General features: G+C 69.5%; 17 protein-coding genes and 1 pseudogene. 7 read left to right on the forward strand and 11 right to left on the reverse strand.

Annotated features, from left to right (window positions below; translation table 11 throughout):
• Positions 1 to 151: 151 nt before the first annotated feature.
• Positions 152 to 547 (forward strand): hypothetical protein, encoded by a 396-nt coding sequence (locus tag E3T37_RS00860; protein WP_134364975.1) that lies wholly within the window; start codon positions 152 to 154, stop codon positions 545 to 547.
• A 110-nt stretch (positions 548 to 657) separates the two neighbouring features.
• On the opposite strand, the gene E3T37_RS00865 is transcribed toward E3T37_RS00860, so the two are convergent.
• A complete protein-coding gene (locus tag E3T37_RS00865) occupies positions 658 to 1,218 on the reverse strand; it encodes a YceI family protein (RefSeq protein WP_134364976.1) in 561 nt (186 codons plus the stop codon).
• 131 nt (positions 1,219 to 1,349) lie between these two features.
• On the opposite strand from E3T37_RS00865, the gene E3T37_RS00870 reads away from it, so the two are divergent.
• The 5 genes from E3T37_RS00870 (at position 1,350) to E3T37_RS00890 (ending at position 6,458) form a co-directional block, all read left to right on the forward strand.
• Entirely contained in the window at positions 1,350 to 2,150 is an 801-nt protein-coding gene (locus E3T37_RS00870; RefSeq protein ID WP_134364977.1) for an oxygenase MpaB family protein, read from the forward strand.
• A 75-nt stretch (positions 2,151 to 2,225) separates the two neighbouring features.
• A complete protein-coding gene (locus E3T37_RS00875) occupies positions 2,226 to 2,720 on the forward strand; it encodes an Lrp/AsnC family transcriptional regulator (protein ID WP_134364978.1) in 495 nt (164 codons plus the stop codon).
• A 110-nt stretch (positions 2,721 to 2,830) separates the two neighbouring features.
• The gene (gene pdhA / locus E3T37_RS00880; RefSeq protein WP_134364979.1) at positions 2,831 to 3,985 is read left to right on the forward strand and encodes a pyruvate dehydrogenase (acetyl-transferring) E1 component subunit alpha; all 1,155 of its coding nucleotides are present in this window, start codon (positions 2,831 to 2,833) and stop codon (positions 3,983 to 3,985) included.
• Positions 3,982 to 4,989, forward strand: coding sequence for an alpha-ketoacid dehydrogenase subunit beta (locus E3T37_RS00885; RefSeq protein ID WP_134364980.1), 1,008 nt, complete (start codon positions 3,982 to 3,984; stop codon positions 4,987 to 4,989). Before pdhA ends, E3T37_RS00885 begins: the two co-directional genes overlap by 4 nt.
• Complete coding sequence (locus tag E3T37_RS00890; protein ID WP_134364981.1) at positions 4,989 to 6,458, forward strand: dihydrolipoamide acetyltransferase family protein; 1,470 nt, start codon at positions 4,989 to 4,991, stop codon at positions 6,456 to 6,458. Before E3T37_RS00885 ends, E3T37_RS00890 begins: the two co-directional genes overlap by 1 nt.
• Before the next feature lie 53 nt (positions 6,459 to 6,511).
• On the opposite strand, the gene E3T37_RS00895 is transcribed toward E3T37_RS00890, so the two are convergent.
• The 7 genes from E3T37_RS00895 to E3T37_RS17010 form a co-directional block, all read right to left on the reverse strand.
• Positions 6,512 to 6,757, reverse strand: a complete 246-nt coding sequence (locus E3T37_RS00895; RefSeq protein WP_134364982.1) for a hypothetical protein — start codon at positions 6,755 to 6,757, stop codon at positions 6,512 to 6,514.
• 22 nt (positions 6,758 to 6,779) lie between these two features.
• Positions 6,780 to 7,109 carry a hypothetical protein gene (locus E3T37_RS00900; protein WP_134364983.1) on the reverse strand — a complete coding sequence of 110 codons (330 nt, stop codon included), beginning with the start codon at positions 7,107 to 7,109 and terminating at the stop codon, positions 6,780 to 6,782.
• 97 nt (positions 7,110 to 7,206) lie between these two features.
• A complete protein-coding gene (locus E3T37_RS00905) occupies positions 7,207 to 7,521 on the reverse strand; it encodes a carboxymuconolactone decarboxylase family protein (RefSeq protein WP_134364984.1) in 315 nt (104 codons plus the stop codon).
• Positions 7,522 to 7,752: 231 nt separating this feature from the next.
• A complete protein-coding gene (gene paaZ / locus E3T37_RS00910) occupies positions 7,753 to 9,825 on the reverse strand; it encodes a phenylacetic acid degradation bifunctional protein PaaZ (protein WP_134364985.1) in 2,073 nt (690 codons plus the stop codon).
• Positions 9,822 to 10,736 (reverse strand): 3-hydroxyacyl-CoA dehydrogenase family protein, encoded by a 915-nt coding sequence (locus tag E3T37_RS00915; RefSeq protein ID WP_134364986.1) that lies wholly within the window; start codon positions 10,734 to 10,736, stop codon positions 9,822 to 9,824. Before E3T37_RS00915 ends, paaZ begins: the two co-directional genes overlap by 4 nt.
• The gene (locus E3T37_RS17005) at positions 10,733 to 11,479 is read right to left on the reverse strand and encodes an enoyl-CoA hydratase/isomerase family protein (protein ID WP_134405315.1); all 747 of its coding nucleotides are present in this window, start codon (positions 11,477 to 11,479) and stop codon (positions 10,733 to 10,735) included. Before E3T37_RS17005 ends, E3T37_RS00915 begins: the two co-directional genes overlap by 4 nt.
• A complete protein-coding gene (locus tag E3T37_RS17010) occupies positions 11,480 to 12,664 on the reverse strand; it encodes an acetyl-CoA C-acyltransferase (RefSeq protein WP_134410223.1) in 1,185 nt (394 codons plus the stop codon).
• A 156-nt stretch (positions 12,665 to 12,820) separates the two neighbouring features.
• Between E3T37_RS17010 and E3T37_RS00925 the strand changes: the two genes are divergently transcribed.
• Positions 12,821 to 14,053, forward strand: a complete 1,233-nt coding sequence (locus E3T37_RS00925) for a low temperature requirement protein A (RefSeq protein WP_166806053.1) — start codon at positions 12,821 to 12,823, stop codon at positions 14,051 to 14,053.
• A 23-nt stretch (positions 14,054 to 14,076) separates the two neighbouring features.
• Here the strand turns inward: E3T37_RS00925 and E3T37_RS00930 are convergent, their stop codons facing one another.
• The 3 genes and pseudogenes from E3T37_RS00930 to E3T37_RS16630 all read right to left on the reverse strand — a co-directional run.
• Positions 14,077 to 14,628: a hypothetical protein gene (locus E3T37_RS00930; RefSeq protein WP_134364988.1), complete on the reverse strand. Its 552-nt coding sequence runs from the start codon at positions 14,626 to 14,628 to the stop codon at positions 14,077 to 14,079.
• On the reverse strand, positions 14,621 to 15,181 hold the full coding sequence (locus E3T37_RS00935) for a hypothetical protein (RefSeq protein WP_134364989.1): 561 nt from the start codon (positions 15,179 to 15,181) through the stop codon (positions 14,621 to 14,623). Before E3T37_RS00935 ends, E3T37_RS00930 begins: the two co-directional genes overlap by 8 nt.
• Positions 15,182 to 15,319: 138 nt before the next feature.
• Positions 15,320 to 15,572 (reverse strand): annotated as a pseudogene (locus tag E3T37_RS16630) (hypothetical protein); the annotation flags it as partial.

Raw genomic sequence — 15,572 nt, forward strand, 5'->3', positions numbered from 1 at the left:
ACACCCTCCGCCTTCGATTAACAGCGTCCACGCCGGGCCAGTCCGATCTGACTAGACGTGTACCGCTACCGACAATCGATTAGGACTCACTCATCTAGGACCCCCGCCGAACCGCACCAGTTTGCACAACTGCAGAAGGAGGAGGTCTCCCATGACTGAACAAGAGCCCAGCGGATGGACGGTCGGTGCGGCGGCCTTCGCCGCCTTCATGATGCTCATGCTGGGGTGCTGGTGGCTGATCGCCGGGATCGCCGCCCTGGCGCAGGACGGGTTCTACGTCGCAACGGAGAACTACGTGCTCCAGTTCGACACGACGACCTGGGGCTGGGTGCACCTGATTCTGGGCATCCTGACGATCATCGCCGGCGGCACGCTCTTCACCGGCAAGGTGTGGGCGCGCACGTTCGGGGTGATCCTGGCCTTCATCGGAACGCTGGTGGCATTCGCCTGGCTGCCGTACTACCCGTTCTGGGCCATGCTCTTCATCGTCGCGGGCGTCGCCGTAATCTGGGCGCTGACCGTGCACGGGCGTGAACTCGCCAGATAGTGCCCATGAAAGCACGAAAGGAGGGACCCCCCGTGGCGGGGTCCCTCCTTTGTTCCGGTCGGGAAGCGCTCCGGTCTGGACGCGCTCCCGTCAGGGAGTAAGCCCTGTGATCAGGCCTGCAGTGCCGCCTGGAGCTCGAGCGTGATGGTGACCTTGTCACCGAGCAGGAAGCCGCCGGTCTCGAGGGCCGCGTTGTAGGTGAGACCGAAGTCTTCGCGGTTGACCTCGGCCTTGGCCGTTGCGCCGGCCTTCTGGTTGCCGTACGGGTCCGTGGCGAAGCCGCCGAACTCGAAGTCGAAGGTGACGGGCTTGGTGACGCCCTTGATCGTGAGGTCGCCGTCGACGAGGAAGTCGCCCTTGGCCGCACGCACGCCGGTGGAGACGAAGCTGATGGTCGGGTACGTCTCGGCGTCGAAGAAGTCGCCGGTGCGCAGGTGGCCGTCGCGGTTCGGTTCGTTGGTGTTGATCGAGGCGACCTGGGCGGTGGCCGTGACGCTGGATTCGAGCGGGTTCTCACCGGTGACGATGGTGGCGTCGAAGATCTCGAACTTGCCCTTGACCTTGCTGATCATGATGTGACGGATGCTGAAGCCAACCTCGCTGTGGGTCGGGTCGATCGTCCAGGTTCCGGCCTTGTAGCCGGGGATGCTCACTGCGGTGGTCTCAGTCATGGGTGCTCCTTCAATCCGTGGGACGGTGGATTCTCGCCGTCGGTTATATGCAAGTGCATACGACTGCGCATTATTCCCATCCATTTCTGCTGTCGCCGCTTTACACTCGGATTTCAGCCGGGAGGAGCACCATGAAGCTGCGAGACCAGAACCTCAGCGACATTGCCGGCGAGGCCGTCCTGATCGCCGCCGGCGGACGCTCCATCCTGCTGCAGATCGCCAATCCGGCTATCGGCCACGGGGTGGCCCACCACAGCGACTTCGTCGCCCATCCGCTGAACCGCCTGAACGGCACCCTGAGCTACGTCTACGCCGTGGTGTTCGGCACACCCGAGGAGGCCGCCGGCGCGACCCGCCGCGTCAATCTCGCCCACGGGCCCGTCAACGCACCCGCAGCACCCGGCCGGCCGGCCTACAGCGCCTTCACCCCGGAGTTGCAGCTCTGGGTGGCCGCGACCCTCTACGACTCCGCGATCAGGATGCGGGAACTCGTCTTCGGCCCGCTGGACGAGGCCACGGCCGACGCGGTGTACCAGGAGTACGCCGTGCTGGGTACCTCGCTGCAGATGCCGGCCGCCCTCTGGCCCCGCGACCGGGCCGCCTTCGCCCGCTACTGGAGCGAGCAGGTCGCGGGATTGCAGACGGATGCCACCACGCGAGCCGTCGCCCGCCAGCTGCTGCACCCGCGGACCGGCCCGCTCTGGCTGCGGGTGCTGATGCCGGCAGGCCGGTTCGTGACCGTTGGACTGCTCCCCGCCTCCGTTCGCGGCCTGTTCGACCTGTCCTGGTCACCGCGGTCCCAGCGCCGCTTCGATCGCCTGCTGAGGTTCACCGCCGTGGTCTATCCGCGACTGCCGCGGCGGCTGCGGTACTGGCCGAAGAACCACTACCTGCGGGCCGTGCGCGCCTCCCTGGAGCTGGCAGTAGTCTGAAACTCCGCCGACAGAACTCCGCCGACAGAACAGCGACGACTCCCCCGCCTGAGCCGCCCGAGCCCGAGGAATACCATGACGCAGCACCCGGCGCCCGCGGCCTCCGCCGGGCTCGACCCGATCGACCGACGGATCGTGGCCGAACTCAGCCGGGACGCCCGGCTGTCGACGAGGCAGCTCGCCGCCCTGGTGCACGTCTCCCGCACGGCCGCGCACACGCGGTTGCACAACCTGGTCGAGCGGGGAGTCATCACCGGGTTCGGCGCTCAGATCGACCGCACGGCCCTGGGCCTGAAGGTCACGGCCCTCGTGATCGTGAAGATCGCCGACGTGTCCTGGGCCGACATCGCCGCCCGGCTGAGCGAACTCCCCTTCGTCGAGAAGGCGATGGCGGTGAGCGGTGACATCGACATCATCCTGACCGTCAGCGCGCCGGACCACGAACAGCTGAGCCAGGCCATCCTGCGAGACATCCACAGTATGCCGGGCGTGGTCTCGACCCGCTCGCACCTGATCCTCGAGGAAATCGCGGGTCACGCGCCGGCCCTGGCGCCGGACATCTGGCGCTGACGACCTGATTTCACCGGTCGAATGGTTCGGCGCGGATCCGCTTCGGGCCATTCGTTCACAACCGTCACGGCGATATCGTCGCCGGGCGACGGATGCCGCACCATTGCGTCATGAGCCTCAATGTCGAGCACCTTCCGGAGAGCACGCTCTCGGTGCCGCAACCCCTCCGACTGATCGATGACGCCGGCCGGGCGGTGGCCCCTGACGAGACCGGGGGGCTCACCCTGCCCGACCCGGCCACCCTGCTGAGTCTGTACCGGCGGATGGTCGTCGCCCGGCGATTCGACGTGCAGGTCACCGCGCTGACCCGGCAGGGCCGCCTGGCCACCTACCCGTCCGCGCTCGGCCAGGAAGCCTGCGAAATCGCCGCGGTCGCCGCCCTCGACAGCGGGGACTGGCTGTTCCCGACCTACCGGGATAGCATCGCGCTGCTCACCCGCGGAGTGAAGCCCGAGCAGATCCTGGCGTCGTTCCGCGGCGACTGGCACAGCGGCTACGACGCCTACGAGCACAAGATCGCCCCGCAGGCCACCCCGCTGGCCACCCAGGCCCTGCACGCCGTGGGGCTGGCCACGGCCGCCAAACTCAAGCGCGACAGCACGGTGGCGCTCACCCTGCTCGGCGACGGCGCCACCAGCGAGGGCGACACCCACGAGGCCCTCAACTTCGCCGCCGTCTGGCAGGCCCCCGTGGTGTTCCTGGTGCAGAACAACCAGTTCGCGATCAGCGTGCCGCTCGACAAGCAGATGCGCTGCCGCACCATCGCCGACAAGGCCATCGGGTACGGCATGCCCGGCTACTACGTCGACGGCAACGACGTCGCCGCGATGTACGCGGTCACCTCGGCGGCGGTGCAGAACGCCCGGGCCGGCCAGGGTCCCACCCTGATCGAGGGCCTCACCTACCGGATGGAGGCGCACACCAACTCGGACGACCCGAGCCGCTACCGCGATGCCGGCGACCTGGAGATCTGGCGACGGCGCGATCCGATCGCACGCCTGGACACCTTCCTCTCCGAGTCTGGCGCCCTGTCGGACCGGGAGCGCGCGGACATCCTGCTGGAGGCCGAAGATCTGGCCGCCTCGACGAGGGACTGCATGACGCGCACGGCTCCGGTGGATCCGCTCGAGCTGTTCGACCACCTGTATGCCACCCCCCGCACGGCGCTCCGGGAACAGCGGGACTTCCTGGCCACCGAGCTCGCCGACTACGCCGACCACGCCGCGCACGCCGCGGACGCAACCCAGTCAGGTGCAACCCGATGACGCTCCCCGCTCTCGCAGAGACACGCCCCCCGGCCAGCCTCACCATGGCGGCCGCCCTCAACGCGGCCATCCAGGACGCGATGCGCGACGACCCCACGGTGGTTCTGTTCGGTGAGGACGTCGGGCCGCTCGGCGGCGTCTTCCGAGTGACCGACGGCCTGTACGCCGAGTTCGGCGAGACCCGCGTCAGCGATTCCCCGCTGGCCGAGTCGGGGATCGTGGGAACGGCGATCGGCATGGCCATCTACGGTCTGCGGCCGGTGGTGGAGATGCAGTTCGACGCCTTCAGTTACCCGGCGTTCCAGCAGATCGTGTCGCATGTGGCGAAGATGCGCAACCGCACCCGCGGCCGCATCTCGCTGCCGATCGTGATCCGGATTCCCTACGCCGGCGACATCGGCGGGGTGGAGCACCACTCCGACTCGTCCGAGGCCTACTGGACGGCGACTCCCGGCCTGACCGTGGTCTCGCCGTCGAACCCGGCCGACGCGTACTCGATGTTGCGCGAGGCGATCCGGAGCGACGACCCGGTGATCTTCATGGAGCCCAAGAGCCGCTATTGGTCCAAGGCCGAGCTCAGCCTGCCGGTGCAGACCGCTCCGATGAACACCGCCCTCGTGCTGCGGGAGGGCACCGACGTGACGCTGATCGCGTACGGTCCGACCGTGAAGACCGCCCTGGCGACCGCGGAGCTGGCCGAAGCCGAGGGTCTCTCGATCGAGGTGATCGACCTGCGCAGCCTGTCCCCGTTCGACGACGAGACCGTGGGCGCGTCCCTGCGGAAGACCTCGCGCGCCGCCGTCGTGCACGAGGCCGCCCAGTTCGGCGGGTACGGCGCTGAAGTGGCCGCCCGGCTCACCGAACGCAACTTCTTCCATCTCGCCGCGCCGATCCTGCGGATCACCGGCTTCGACATCCCGTATCCGTCGCCCAAACTCGAGGAGTACTTCCTGCCCACCCCCGACCGCATCCTGGCCGCCCTCGGCAGTTGGGAGTGGTCCTGATGGGACAGAATTTCATCCTCCCCGACCTCGGCGAGGGACTCACCGAGGCCGAAATCGTCTCGTGGCTGGTCGCTGTGGGCGACACCATCGCGATCGACCAGCCCGTGATCGAGGTCGAATCGTCCAAATCCATCGTCGAGCTGCCCTCCCCCTACGGCGGCGTGGTCGAAGCCCTGATCGGCGACGTCGGCCAGGTCGTCCACGCCGGGCAGGTGATCCTGACGGTGACGGATACCGTCGCCCCCTCGGCCGGGACGCCCACCCCACCGCCGTCCCCGGCGCCCCCTGCTCCCGACTCGGGGGCCGATTCGGGCGCCGACTCGGGGGCCGATTCGTCCGTCGCGCCCGCGGGCTCGGCATCCGGCGCCGTGCTGGTCGGCTACGGCACGAGTGAGAACACCCGCCCGGTGCGCCGCCCCGCCCAGGGGCGCTTCGGCATCCGTTCCAGCGCCGCGCAGCCGGCCGCCGTGACTCCGGCGACTCCGGCGACTCCGCCGCGGGTGGCGCCCACCCCACGTTCCGGTCGGTCCCCGGTCGTCTCGCCCCTGGTGCGGCGACTGGCCCGCGAGAACGGTTTCGACGCGACCACCCTGCAGGGCAGCGGCCCGGACGCCCTGGTGCTGCGCCGGGACGTCGAGTCCTACATTCGCGACCGGGCCGCCGCGGCGGCAGAAACCGCTGTGGCAGCTCCCGTGGCGGCTCCCGCGTCAGCTTTCGTGGCTCCCGTGGCGGCTCCCGTGGCAGCTCCCCCGGCCGCCCCAGAGGCCGCGATGAAGCCGGAAGACATCCGCATCCCGATCAGCGGACTGCGAAAAGTGGTCTCCGAGCGCATGACGACCTCGCGCCGGGAGATCCCGGAGGCGACCGTCTGGCTCGACGTGGACGCCACCGAGCTGTTCGCGGCCCGCGACCGCCTGCTCGCGGCGACCGGTGAGCGGTTCAGCGTGACGGCCCTGATCGCCCGTTTCACGGTGGCCGGGCTGCGCCGGTACCCGCTGCTGAACTCGTCGGTGGACACCGCGAGCCAGGAAATCCTGCAACACGGCGCCGTCAATCTGGGCATCGCCGCCCAGACTCCGCGGGGGCTCATGGTGCCGGTTGTGCACGGCGCCCACGCTCTGACGACCCGGCAGCTGCGGGACTCCATCGCCGGTCTGGTCGGCCAGGCCGCGGACGGAGCGTTCCCCCCGGCCGCGCTGAGTGGAGGCACGTTCACCCTGAACAACTTCGGTGCGCTCGGGGTCGACGGGTCGGCCGCGATCATCAACCACCCGGAAGCCGCGATCCTCGGCATCGGCCGCATGATCGAGCGCCCCTGGGTGGTCAACCACGAACTCGCGGTGCGCACCGTGGTCGAGCTGTCCCTGGTCTTCGATCACCGGGTCTGCGACGGGGGAACCGCCGCCGGCTTCCTCACCTTCGTGGCCGCCTGCATCGAATCCCCCGTGAGCCTGCTCGCCGATCTCTGACCGGGCAGCAGTATTCGGCCAGACACTATTCGGTCAGCACTATTCGGTCAGCACTATTCGGTCAGCACATCGCATTCCGGTACCGCGTCGCATGCCTGACCGATCGTGCTCCCGGTGTCCGCGGCGGCCGCCCCGATCGCCTCCACCGTGCCCGCCAGTGCCGCCAGTGAGTCGCCGGCGGCACTGACGACGGCAGCGATCGCCGCGACCAGGGCCGTTCCCGTCTTGCCGTCAACGGCGGCCACGCTCGCCTCGAGGGCGCCGAGAGACGTGTCCAGGTCATCAGCGGATTGCCGCACCGCCACCAGCTCGGGATCGTCCTCACGTCTGGCGGGGACGTCCTTGAGCGTCGTCGTGAGCGTTGCCGCCGCCCGTCGTGGCTGCGGTCGCCAGCCCCTGGAGATCGGACTTCAGGGTCGAGGTCGAGATGCAGACGTCACCGGCCCAGGGGGTCTGATCGGCCGACGGCGCAGCGCCCGCGCTCGGCGTCGACGCAGAGGCAGACCCTGAGGCCGACGCTGAGGTCGTGGGCGACGGTCTGCTGGGTGCCGAGTTCGCGCATCCGCTCAGCGCGAGTGCGACGGCCAGCATGCCGACCAGCGATCTGAGGCGCCGGGCCGGATGCCGGGACGCGTGGGGGGATCTGCTCACGGTGTTCTCCCATTCGGTAATGGTCCGCGCCCGGCCCCCGCTTTCTGAGGCTCGCGGGCCGGACTCCAGGACCTGGCCGGTTCCTGTTGCCTGTCTGCTACTGCGTATCCTCCGACCCCAGCTCGATCGCGATGCCGAGGGCTTCCGCAATCTTGCCCACGGCGGCCATGGTGCGCGGAGTGCCGATGATCGGTGCGACGGCGACGAGGACATCCTCCACATCCTCCACGGTCACGCCGGCGTCCTCCGCGGGTCCGACGTGCAGCAGGTAGGACATGACCGGGGCGTCAGTCGCGGCGAGTGCCGCGATCCGGACGAGCATCAGCGAGCGGTCGTCCAGTTCGGTGCTGGCCAGTGACACGGCATTGATGTCGGTCATCGTCTCCAGGACGGGGTTCTCTCCTCGAGCCATCAGTGGTACTCCTTGTCCAGGGCTGGGCCCTTGTCGATAGCGGGTCAAAAGCTCCCGGACCTGTCCGGGCGACTCCCGCTCGGGTCATTATTGGCCCCCGAATGAGGGATGGAAACGGCTGAGCCCGGCGAAGTTGAATATTGCCCCTTGAGCGCACAAATGGCCCCCAGGGAACAGTCCAGGGGGCCATCTGTGCGCTTTCGCTGCCGGCGTGGTGCGCGTTACGGCGGGTTATTCCTTGGCGACCAGGGTGAGCACGTCGTAGGTGGCGACGACCTCATCGTTCTGGTTGTGCAGCACGGCATCCCAGCAGACCTCGCCGTACTCGTCCGTCTCACGCGGGGTGATGCGCTTGGCCGTGAGGGTGACCCGGATGCTGTCGCCCGCCGAAACCGGAGTGACGAACCGCAGGTGCTCCAGTCCGGAGTTCGCCAGCACGGGCCCGGGGGCCGCGTCGACGAACAGCCCGGCCGCCCAGGACACCAGGAGGTAGCCGTGCGCGACGATTCCGGGGAAGAACGGGTTGGCAGCGGCGGCCTCGGCGTCGGTGTGGGCGTAGAACTTGTCGCCCGTGGCCTCGGCGAAGGCCGTGATGTCCGCGAGAGTGACCACGCGCGGTCCACCCTGCGTCTGGTCGCCCACGCGAAGCTCGGCCAGCGACTTGCGGAACGGGTGGATGCCCGTGTGCACGGCTGCGCCGGTGTGCCATTCGCCGGTGACGGCGGTCAGCATGTCGGGCGAGCCCTGGATGGCGGTGCGCTGCATGTGGTGCAGCACCGAACGGATGCCGCCCAGCTCCTCGCTGCCGCCGGCGCGCCCGGGCCCGCCGTGGACCAGGTGCGGCACGGGTGAGCCGTGACCGGTGCTGCTTCGGGCATCGACCCGGTCGAGCATCAGGACCCGGCCGTGGTGTGCGGCGATCCCGAGCACGAGCGTGCGCGCGACGTCAGGGTCGTGCGTGGCGACCGTGGTCACCAGCGAGCCGCCGCCGAGGGCGGCCAGCGCGACGGCGTGCGCCAGATCGGTGTACTCGATGATGGACGCGACCGGGCCGAACGCCTCGATCTCGTGCACGGCCGGGCATTCCGGGTCGTCGAAGGCCAGCAGCACGGGCGCCACGAACGCGCCGACCGGATCGGTCCCCTCCGGGGTGTCCAGGCTGCCCATCACGATGTGCCCGCCCCCGCTGATCAGGCGCCCGACGCTGCCGAGCACCTCGTCACGCTGTTCCCGGCTCGCGAGGGGGCCCATCGTGACCCCCTCGGCGCGCGGGTCCCCGATGGTGACGCGGCGCGCCACGCGCTCGGAGACGGCCGCGACGATCTCGTCCCGGCGTCCCGCCGGCACGATCAGGCGACGGATGCTGGTGCACTTCTGGCCGGCCTTGCTGGTGATCTCGGTGACGACCGAGGCCACGTAGGCGTCGAATTCGGCGGTGCCCTTCGTCGCATCCGGTCCCAGGATCGCGGCGTTGAGCGAGTCGGTCTCGCTGGTGAAGCGCACGCCGCCCTCCACCACGTTGGGGTGCGCCTTGAGGCTGCGGGCGGTGCCGGCGGAGCCGGTGAAGGCCACCAGGTCGCGGTAGTCGAGGTGGTCGATCAGGTCGCGGGCGCTGCCGGAGATGAGCTGGAGGCTGCCGGTCGGGAGGATGCCCGACGCCAGGATGTGCCGCACGACCGCCTCGGTCAGGTACCCGGTGGGGGTGGCCGGCTTCACGATCGTGGGGACCCCGGCGATGAACGCCGGCGCGAGCTTCTCGAGCATGCCCCAGACCGGGAAGTTGAACGCGTTGATCTGGCACGCGACCCCGGGGATGCGGGTGTAGATGTGCTGGCCGCTGAACGAGCCGTCGCGGGAGAGGGCCTCGACGTCGCCGTCGACGTAGACCTGGCTGTTGGGCATCTCGCGGCGTCCCTTGGAGGACAGGGTGAAGAGCACGCCGATGCCGCCGTCGATGTCGACCATCGAGTCGTAGCGGGTGGCCCCGGTGCGCGCGGAGAGCTCGTAGAGCTCCTCCTTGACCCCGCCGAGGTACTGGGCCAATTTCTTGAGCAGGATGGCGCGCTGGTGGAAGGTGAGTTCGCCGAGCGAGGCCTGGCCGATCGTGCGGGCGTGTTCCACCACCGCGGCGAGGTCGAGGCCCTCGCTGCTGACCTGAGTGATCTCGTCGCCGGTGCTCGCGTCGAGCACGCGCTGGGTGCGGGCGCCGTCCGCCGGAGTCCACCAGGAGTCGAGAACGTAGCTGGGCACAACCGTGCCGGTGCCGGGTTCAGAGGTGCCGGGTCCAGAGCTGAGGAGTGTCATGATGCGTCCTTCCAATCGAAGAAGCCGCGGCCGCTTTTGCGTCCGAGGTCACCGCGCGCGACGAGGTCGCGCAGCAGCTGCGGCGGGGTGAAGCGGTCGCCGAGGGTCTCATGCAGGTGCTCGGCGATGCCGAGCCGAACGTCGAGCCCGACGATGTCGGTCGTGCGGAGAGGCCCGACCGGATGCTTGTAGCCGAGCACCATGGCGGCATCGATGTCCTCAGGGCTGGCGACGCCCTCCTCGACCATGCGGATCGCCTCGAGCGCGATGGCGACGCCGAGGCGCGAGCTGGCGAAGCCGGGTGAGTCACGCACCATGATGGGCGTCTTGCCGAGTGCGGACACCCAGGACTGGGCGAGTCGCGCGAGCTCCGGGTCGGTGCGCTCCCCCGTGACGACCTCGATCAGGGTCGAGACAGGCACCGGGTTGAAGAAGTGCAGGCCGATGAACCGCTCCGGGCGGTCGAGCGCCTCGGCCAGATCGGTGATCGACAGCGAGGAGGTGTTGGACGCGAGCCAGGCCGTGGGCGCGAGGTGCGCCTCCACGGTGCGGAGCGCCTGCGTCTTGAGGGCGACGATCTCCGGCACGGCCTCGACGACCAGCCCGGAGCCGGCGAAGGCGGCGGCATCCGTCGCCACGCTCAGCCTGCCGAACAGCTCGTCGCGGCCGGCGGCCACGCTGCCGCGGCTGACCGACTTGTCAACGGCCGCCATCACCCGGTCGTGCGCGGCGGCAGCGGCGGCGTCGCCCTGCTCGACCACGGTGACGGATGCGCCGGCCATCAGGAACGCGTGCGCGATCCCCGCGCCCATCCGGCCGCCGCCGAGCACACCGACGTGCTGCGGCACGCCGCCGGGCAAGTTCTCGGTGCTGAGGCTCTCGGTGCTGAGGTTCTCGGTGCTGAGCGTCATCGCTTCTTCCTCTCCAGGAATGCGGTCATCCGGGTGAATTTCTCTTCCGATTCGAACAGGCGGGCCTGGGCCTCGTTGTCGGCCTGCGGGTGTTCGTGGGCCGGAACGTGGAAGACCTCCTTGGCCAGTTGGGTGGCCAGGGGGTCCTGCCGGGCGATCCGGTCAGCCAGGGCGTGCGCGGCCGCGAGGAGCGCGTCCGGCTCGTGCACCTCCGTGACGAGGTGCACGGCGAGAGCCTCCGCGGCGGTCAGGATGCGCCCGGCCAGGATGATCTCCTTCGCGACGGGCTCCCCCACGAGCTCGGCCAGCCGCCAGAGGGCGCCGGCGGCCGGGATGATGCCGAGCGCCGTCTCCGGGTTGCCGAGTCGGGCGGTCTCGGAGGCGATCCGGAAGTCGGCGGCGTAGGCCAGCTCGGCTCCGCCGCCGAGCGCCCAGCCGTCGATGGCCGCGATCACCGGCAGCGGCAGGCGGGCGATCCGCGCGAACAGGCTGGAATTGATGCCCTTGAGGGCGTCTTCCGCGCGCCGGTCCCGCAACTGGGCGATGTCCGCCCCGGAGGCGAACACGCCGTTCGTACCGGACAGGATCAGGATGCGCGGCCCGCGCTCGAGTTCGGCGCAGACCTGGTGCAGCTCGTCGATCATGGTCTGGTCGATGGCGTTGCGCACGTCGGGCCGGTTCAGCTGCACGTGTACGCGGTCGGGTCGGTACTCGACCAGCAGGGTCGTGAATTCGTGGCTCATCTAGACACGCTCCACGAGCAGGGAGGAGCCCTGTCCGACGCCGACGCACATGGTTGCCACGCCGCGACGGGCGCCCTCGCGCTCCATCCGGCCCAGCAGGGTGATCAGGATGCGGGAACCGGACGACCCGAGCGGATGCCCGAGGGCGATGGCCCCGCCGTGCCGGTTGACGATCTCCGGGTCCAGCCCGAGCCGGCGGATGCAGGCCAGCGACTGGGTCGCGAAGGCCTCGTTGAGTTCGACGGCATCCACGTCCTTGACGGTCAGGCCGGCCCGCTGCAGCAGTTTCTGCGTGGCCGGGACCGGGCCGAGGCCCATGGTCTCCGGTGCGACACCGGCGCTGGCGCCGCCCACCACGCGGGCGCGGGGGGTGAGGCCGAGGCGCTCGATGGCCGCGGCGCTGGCCACGATGATCGCGGAGGCGCCGTCGTTGAGCGAGCTGGCGTTGCCGGCCGTGACGATGCCGCCCGGTCGCACGACCGACCGCAGCGCGGCGAGGCGTTCGAGCGTCGTGTCGGCCCGGGGCCCCTCGTCGAGTTCGACCAGGCCGGCGCGGGTGGGCACCCCGACGATCTCGGCGTCGAAGATGCCGTCACGCTGGGCGTCCAGTGCCAGCCGGTGCGAACGCAGGGCGAAGGCATCCGCGTCGGCGCGGCTGATGCCGTCGATGGTGGCGACCTCTTCCGCCGTCTCCGACATAGAGAAGGTGGCCTTGTCGCGGGCCTCGAGGCGCGGGTTCCGGAAGCGCCAGCCGATGGAGGTGTCCACGATCTCGCCGGGCTTGGCGAAGGCCTTCTCCGGCTTGGCGAGTACCCAGGGTGCACGGGTCATCGATTCGACGCCGCCGGCGATGACGAGGTCGGCTTCACCCGCCTTGATCATGTTGGCCGCCATGTGCACGGCGGAGAGGCCGGAGGCGCAGAGCCGGTTGACGGTGATCCCCGGCACGCTGTCGGGAAGACCGGCCAGCAGCACGGCCATCCGGGCGACGTTGCGGTTGTCCTCGCCGGCCTGGTTGGCTGCTCCGAGGATCACCTCGTCGATCAGAGCCGGGTCCAGACCGGCGCGGGACACGACCGAGGCGAGCACCAGGGCTGCGAGGTCATCGGGACGGATGCCGGCCAGCACTCCGCCGTATCGGCCGATGGGAGTTCGAACACCATCAACGAGGAATGCTTCGGGCATGGCTTCATCACCTTTGATCGCCGTATTTACTAACTGACCGTTCGTTTCGTAAAGAATGTCATAGAAAGCACCAGATGGGCAACCGACAGCCCGCTCCGCGGGATCAGGCGGGCGGGATTCCCGCACGGGCTCACGCTACTGGGGCAGACTGGTCCGGTGACTTCACAGCCCCACACCACCCCCGCCATCCGTTCGCCTGGTTTCGGGATCCGCCGCAACCTGCTGCGTCCCGATCATTCCGCCCAGGCGGACCGGGTCACGCACATCGAGCTGTTCTTCGACCTCATCTTCGTGCTCGCGCTGACCCAGCTCTCCCGCTATCTCTACGAGAACCAGTCCTGGGCCGGCGCGCTCGAGTCCGCCATGCTCGTTCTCGCCCTCTGGTGGATCTGGGTGCACACCACCTGGGTGACCAATGTGCTCGATCCGGCCCGCCTGCCGGTGCGCGGCGCCGTGATCGGCCTGTCCTTGATCGGGCTCGTAATCAGCGTGTCGATCTACGAGTCCTTCGGCGACCGGGGCCTCGTCTTCGCGCTGGCCTACGTCCTGCTGCAATTGGGCCGCACCGCCTTCATGGCGATCGCTGTGGCCCGCCACGACTCTGCGCTGTTCCGGACCTTCGTGCGGATCTTCCTCTGGCTGGCGATGGCGGGCGCCTTCTGGATCGTGGGCGGCCTGCTCCCCCCGGCATATCGCCTCGCGCTCTGGACCCTGGCTCTCGGCATCGAGTTCCTCTCCGCCGGCGTCGGCTTCCCAGTGCCCGGGCTCGGACGGTCCCGCCCGAGGAACGCCGAGCTCACCGGCGCGCACATCGCTGAACGCAGCGCCCTCTTCGTGATCATCGCGCTCGGCGAATCGTTCCTGGTAACCGGATTCGCCTTTGTCGACCAGTCGGCGTCACTGGCGGGCGTGCTGGGGCTGCTGATAGCTTTCGTCAGCGGCGTTGCGATGTGGTGGCTCTACTTCGATCACGCCGAGAGCGCCGGCAGCAGGGCGCTCGCGGCCGACGAGGGTTCCGGGCGCGTCGCCCGGCTCGCCTACACCTACGTGCACGCCGTGATCATCGCCGGCGTCGTGCTGACCGGTGTCGGCGACAAGGAAATCCTCGGGCACCCGCACGACACGATGATGCTCTCCACGGCCGTCACGATCACCGGCGGGCCACTGCTGTACCTGCTCGGACTGGCGCTGTTCCGTCTGGTCGTGACCGGCGAGGTGCTCCTGTCACACCTGCTGGGCATCGTCCTGCTGCTGTGCCTGCTGCCGCTGTCCTTCCTGCTGTCCCCTCTCCTGCTCGGAGCCGCGAGCATGGGGGTGCTGGCGGTCGTCGCCTGCTGGGAGACGATCGTGCGCCTCCGCAACGGCACGGCAGACGAGGAGGCCGGCTAGGCCGGAAAAGAAGAACGGACCGACTAGAAGAAGCCGTCGGGGGTGCCGGCCGCCTTCGTGACCGCGTCGGTGCCCATCCGCGCGGCGGTGAGCTGGGCCACGGCGACCCGCAGGCCCGACTCCATCTGGGACGCCCACACCTCGGTCTCCCGGCTGGCCGCGTCGGCGGCATCCGCTCGGGCGAGAGCCTTTTCCTTCTCGGCCCGCTCGTTACCGACCTGCTGGATGCTCAGCGTGATGCCGTAGTACGCGGCCACCATCGAGGCGATCGGGGTCGCGAACACAGCCAGGGCGTTGATGCTCTCGCTGGAGACCCCCGCCACGAGCATGACGATGAAGACCAGCGCCAGCGCCCCGATGGCGACCAGGACGACGAGCGCGGTGCGCTGGGCGGGCGACGGCACCCGTCTCACCGCGGCGGCGGAGGCAGCGCGCTCCGGCGCGGGCGGCTGCTCGGGCTCGGGCTGCAGCTCCGCCCCGCGTTCGTCGACGAAATCGGAAGTCACCAGGGTCTGGGTTGGATCGGTGTCCAGGGTCCTGGTCGGTGCGGGTGTTCCCGAATAGAAATCAGTCATGATGCGTGCTCCGTCCGGAGGAATCGGCTGGGTAGATTGGCTCATTGTCTTCTGCCGTTGGGGCGTGGTCAAGGTTGGCCCCGTCGTCGCCACCAAGGAAGACCCGTTTGTAGCTGCGACCGTCAGGCAACTCGATCGTCCGGCTGGCCAGCTTTCCCCGGCTGACCTTCAGATAGACGGCCTGAACGGTCACCCCCAGTTTCGCTGCTGCCGCCGACACGGACAAACCCGGCAGGTCGGTCGGCACGGTGCTGGGACGGACAGCTCGCTTGCGCCCCGCGGCTTGGCGGGCCGCGATCTCGTCATCCGTGCCGCTCCACCGCGACTTGGCCGCTGCGGTCTGCAGGAGCGTCGCTTCGGCGATCTCCTCCCAGGTCGATCCGCCGCGGAGTGCGTTCCGCACACCGGTCAGGGTGGCCGGGTCGGCATCGAGCTCACGGAGTAGGGTGCGGATGGCCCGCACGCGGTCGAGCGGGGCGGTCTGGGCGGATGCGTCCAGCTCGCCGAGCAGGGACAGCGCCGCGCTGGTCGTCGGTGCCAGAAAATAGCCCATGGGGTCTCCCTCGCTCGGAAGATCGGTGATCCTCGGCATCCAGCGTACGGGGTTCGGGGTTCGGGGTTCGGGGCACGGAGTTGGAGCGCCGGTCAGCGGGGCGGCAGCGGGACGGCCGAGGGGCTGGTGCGAGGTCGGCTAGTGCGCGGAATCGGTGGCCCGTGGGTGAGCGCGGGTGCGGGCGCGGTTACCGACGCCAGCACCGCTGGCCCGGTGGGCCCGGTGGTCCTGGCCCGGTACCCAGGTGCGGGCCGGGTCGTGGCAGACCGGGGCCATGACCTCGGGTTTGCCGCGCACCATGCGGATCAGCCACCCCGAGGTCTCGATGCTGTGATGGTGGAACCAGCAGAGCAGCACCCCGTTGTTGATGTCGGTGGGGCCGTGGTTGGCC

Source organism: Cryobacterium sp. TMT2-10 (genome assembly GCF_004403075.1).
GTDB classification, from domain to species: Bacteria; Actinomycetota; Actinomycetes; order Actinomycetales; family Microbacteriaceae; genus Cryobacterium; species Cryobacterium shii.

What these genes read in the sequence shown, in the direction of transcription:
- E3T37_RS00865 (WP_134364976.1), bottom strand. Translation starts at nt 1,218, where the DNA reads ATGACTGAGACCACCGCAGTGAGCATCCCCGGCTACAAGGCCGGAACC.
- E3T37_RS00875 (WP_134364978.1), top strand. Translation starts at nt 2,226, where the DNA reads ATGACGCAGCACCCGGCGCCCGCGGCCTCCGCCGGGCTCGACCCGATC.
- E3T37_RS00860 (WP_134364975.1), top strand. Translation starts at nt 152, where the DNA reads ATGACTGAACAAGAGCCCAGCGGATGGACGGTCGGTGCGGCGGCCTTC.
- E3T37_RS00885 (WP_134364980.1), top strand. Translation starts at nt 3,982, where the DNA reads ATGACGCTCCCCGCTCTCGCAGAGACACGCCCCCCGGCCAGCCTCACC.
- E3T37_RS00890 (WP_134364981.1), top strand. Translation starts at nt 4,989, where the DNA reads ATGGGACAGAATTTCATCCTCCCCGACCTCGGCGAGGGACTCACCGAG.
- E3T37_RS17010 (WP_134410223.1), bottom strand. Translation starts at nt 12,664, where the DNA reads ATGCCCGAAGCATTCCTCGTTGATGGTGTTCGAACTCCCATCGGCCGA.
- paaZ (WP_134364985.1), bottom strand. Translation starts at nt 9,825, where the DNA reads ATGACACTCCTCAGCTCTGGACCCGGCACCTCTGAACCCGGCACCGGC.
- E3T37_RS00915 (WP_134364986.1), bottom strand. Translation starts at nt 10,736, where the DNA reads ATGACGCTCAGCACCGAGAACCTCAGCACCGAGAGCCTCAGCACCGAG.
- E3T37_RS17005 (WP_134405315.1), bottom strand. Translation starts at nt 11,479, where the DNA reads ATGAGCCACGAATTCACGACCCTGCTGGTCGAGTACCGACCCGACCGC.
- E3T37_RS00935 (WP_134364989.1), bottom strand. Translation starts at nt 15,181, where the DNA reads ATGGGCTATTTTCTGGCACCGACGACCAGCGCGGCGCTGTCCCTGCTC.
- E3T37_RS00905 (WP_134364984.1), bottom strand. Translation starts at nt 7,521, where the DNA reads ATGGCTCGAGGAGAGAACCCCGTCCTGGAGACGATGACCGACATCAAT.
- E3T37_RS00870 (WP_134364977.1), top strand. Translation starts at nt 1,350, where the DNA reads ATGAAGCTGCGAGACCAGAACCTCAGCGACATTGCCGGCGAGGCCGTC.
- E3T37_RS00930 (WP_134364988.1), bottom strand. Translation starts at nt 14,628, where the DNA reads ATGACTGATTTCTATTCGGGAACACCCGCACCGACCAGGACCCTGGAC.
- pdhA (WP_134364979.1), top strand. Translation starts at nt 2,831, where the DNA reads ATGAGCCTCAATGTCGAGCACCTTCCGGAGAGCACGCTCTCGGTGCCG.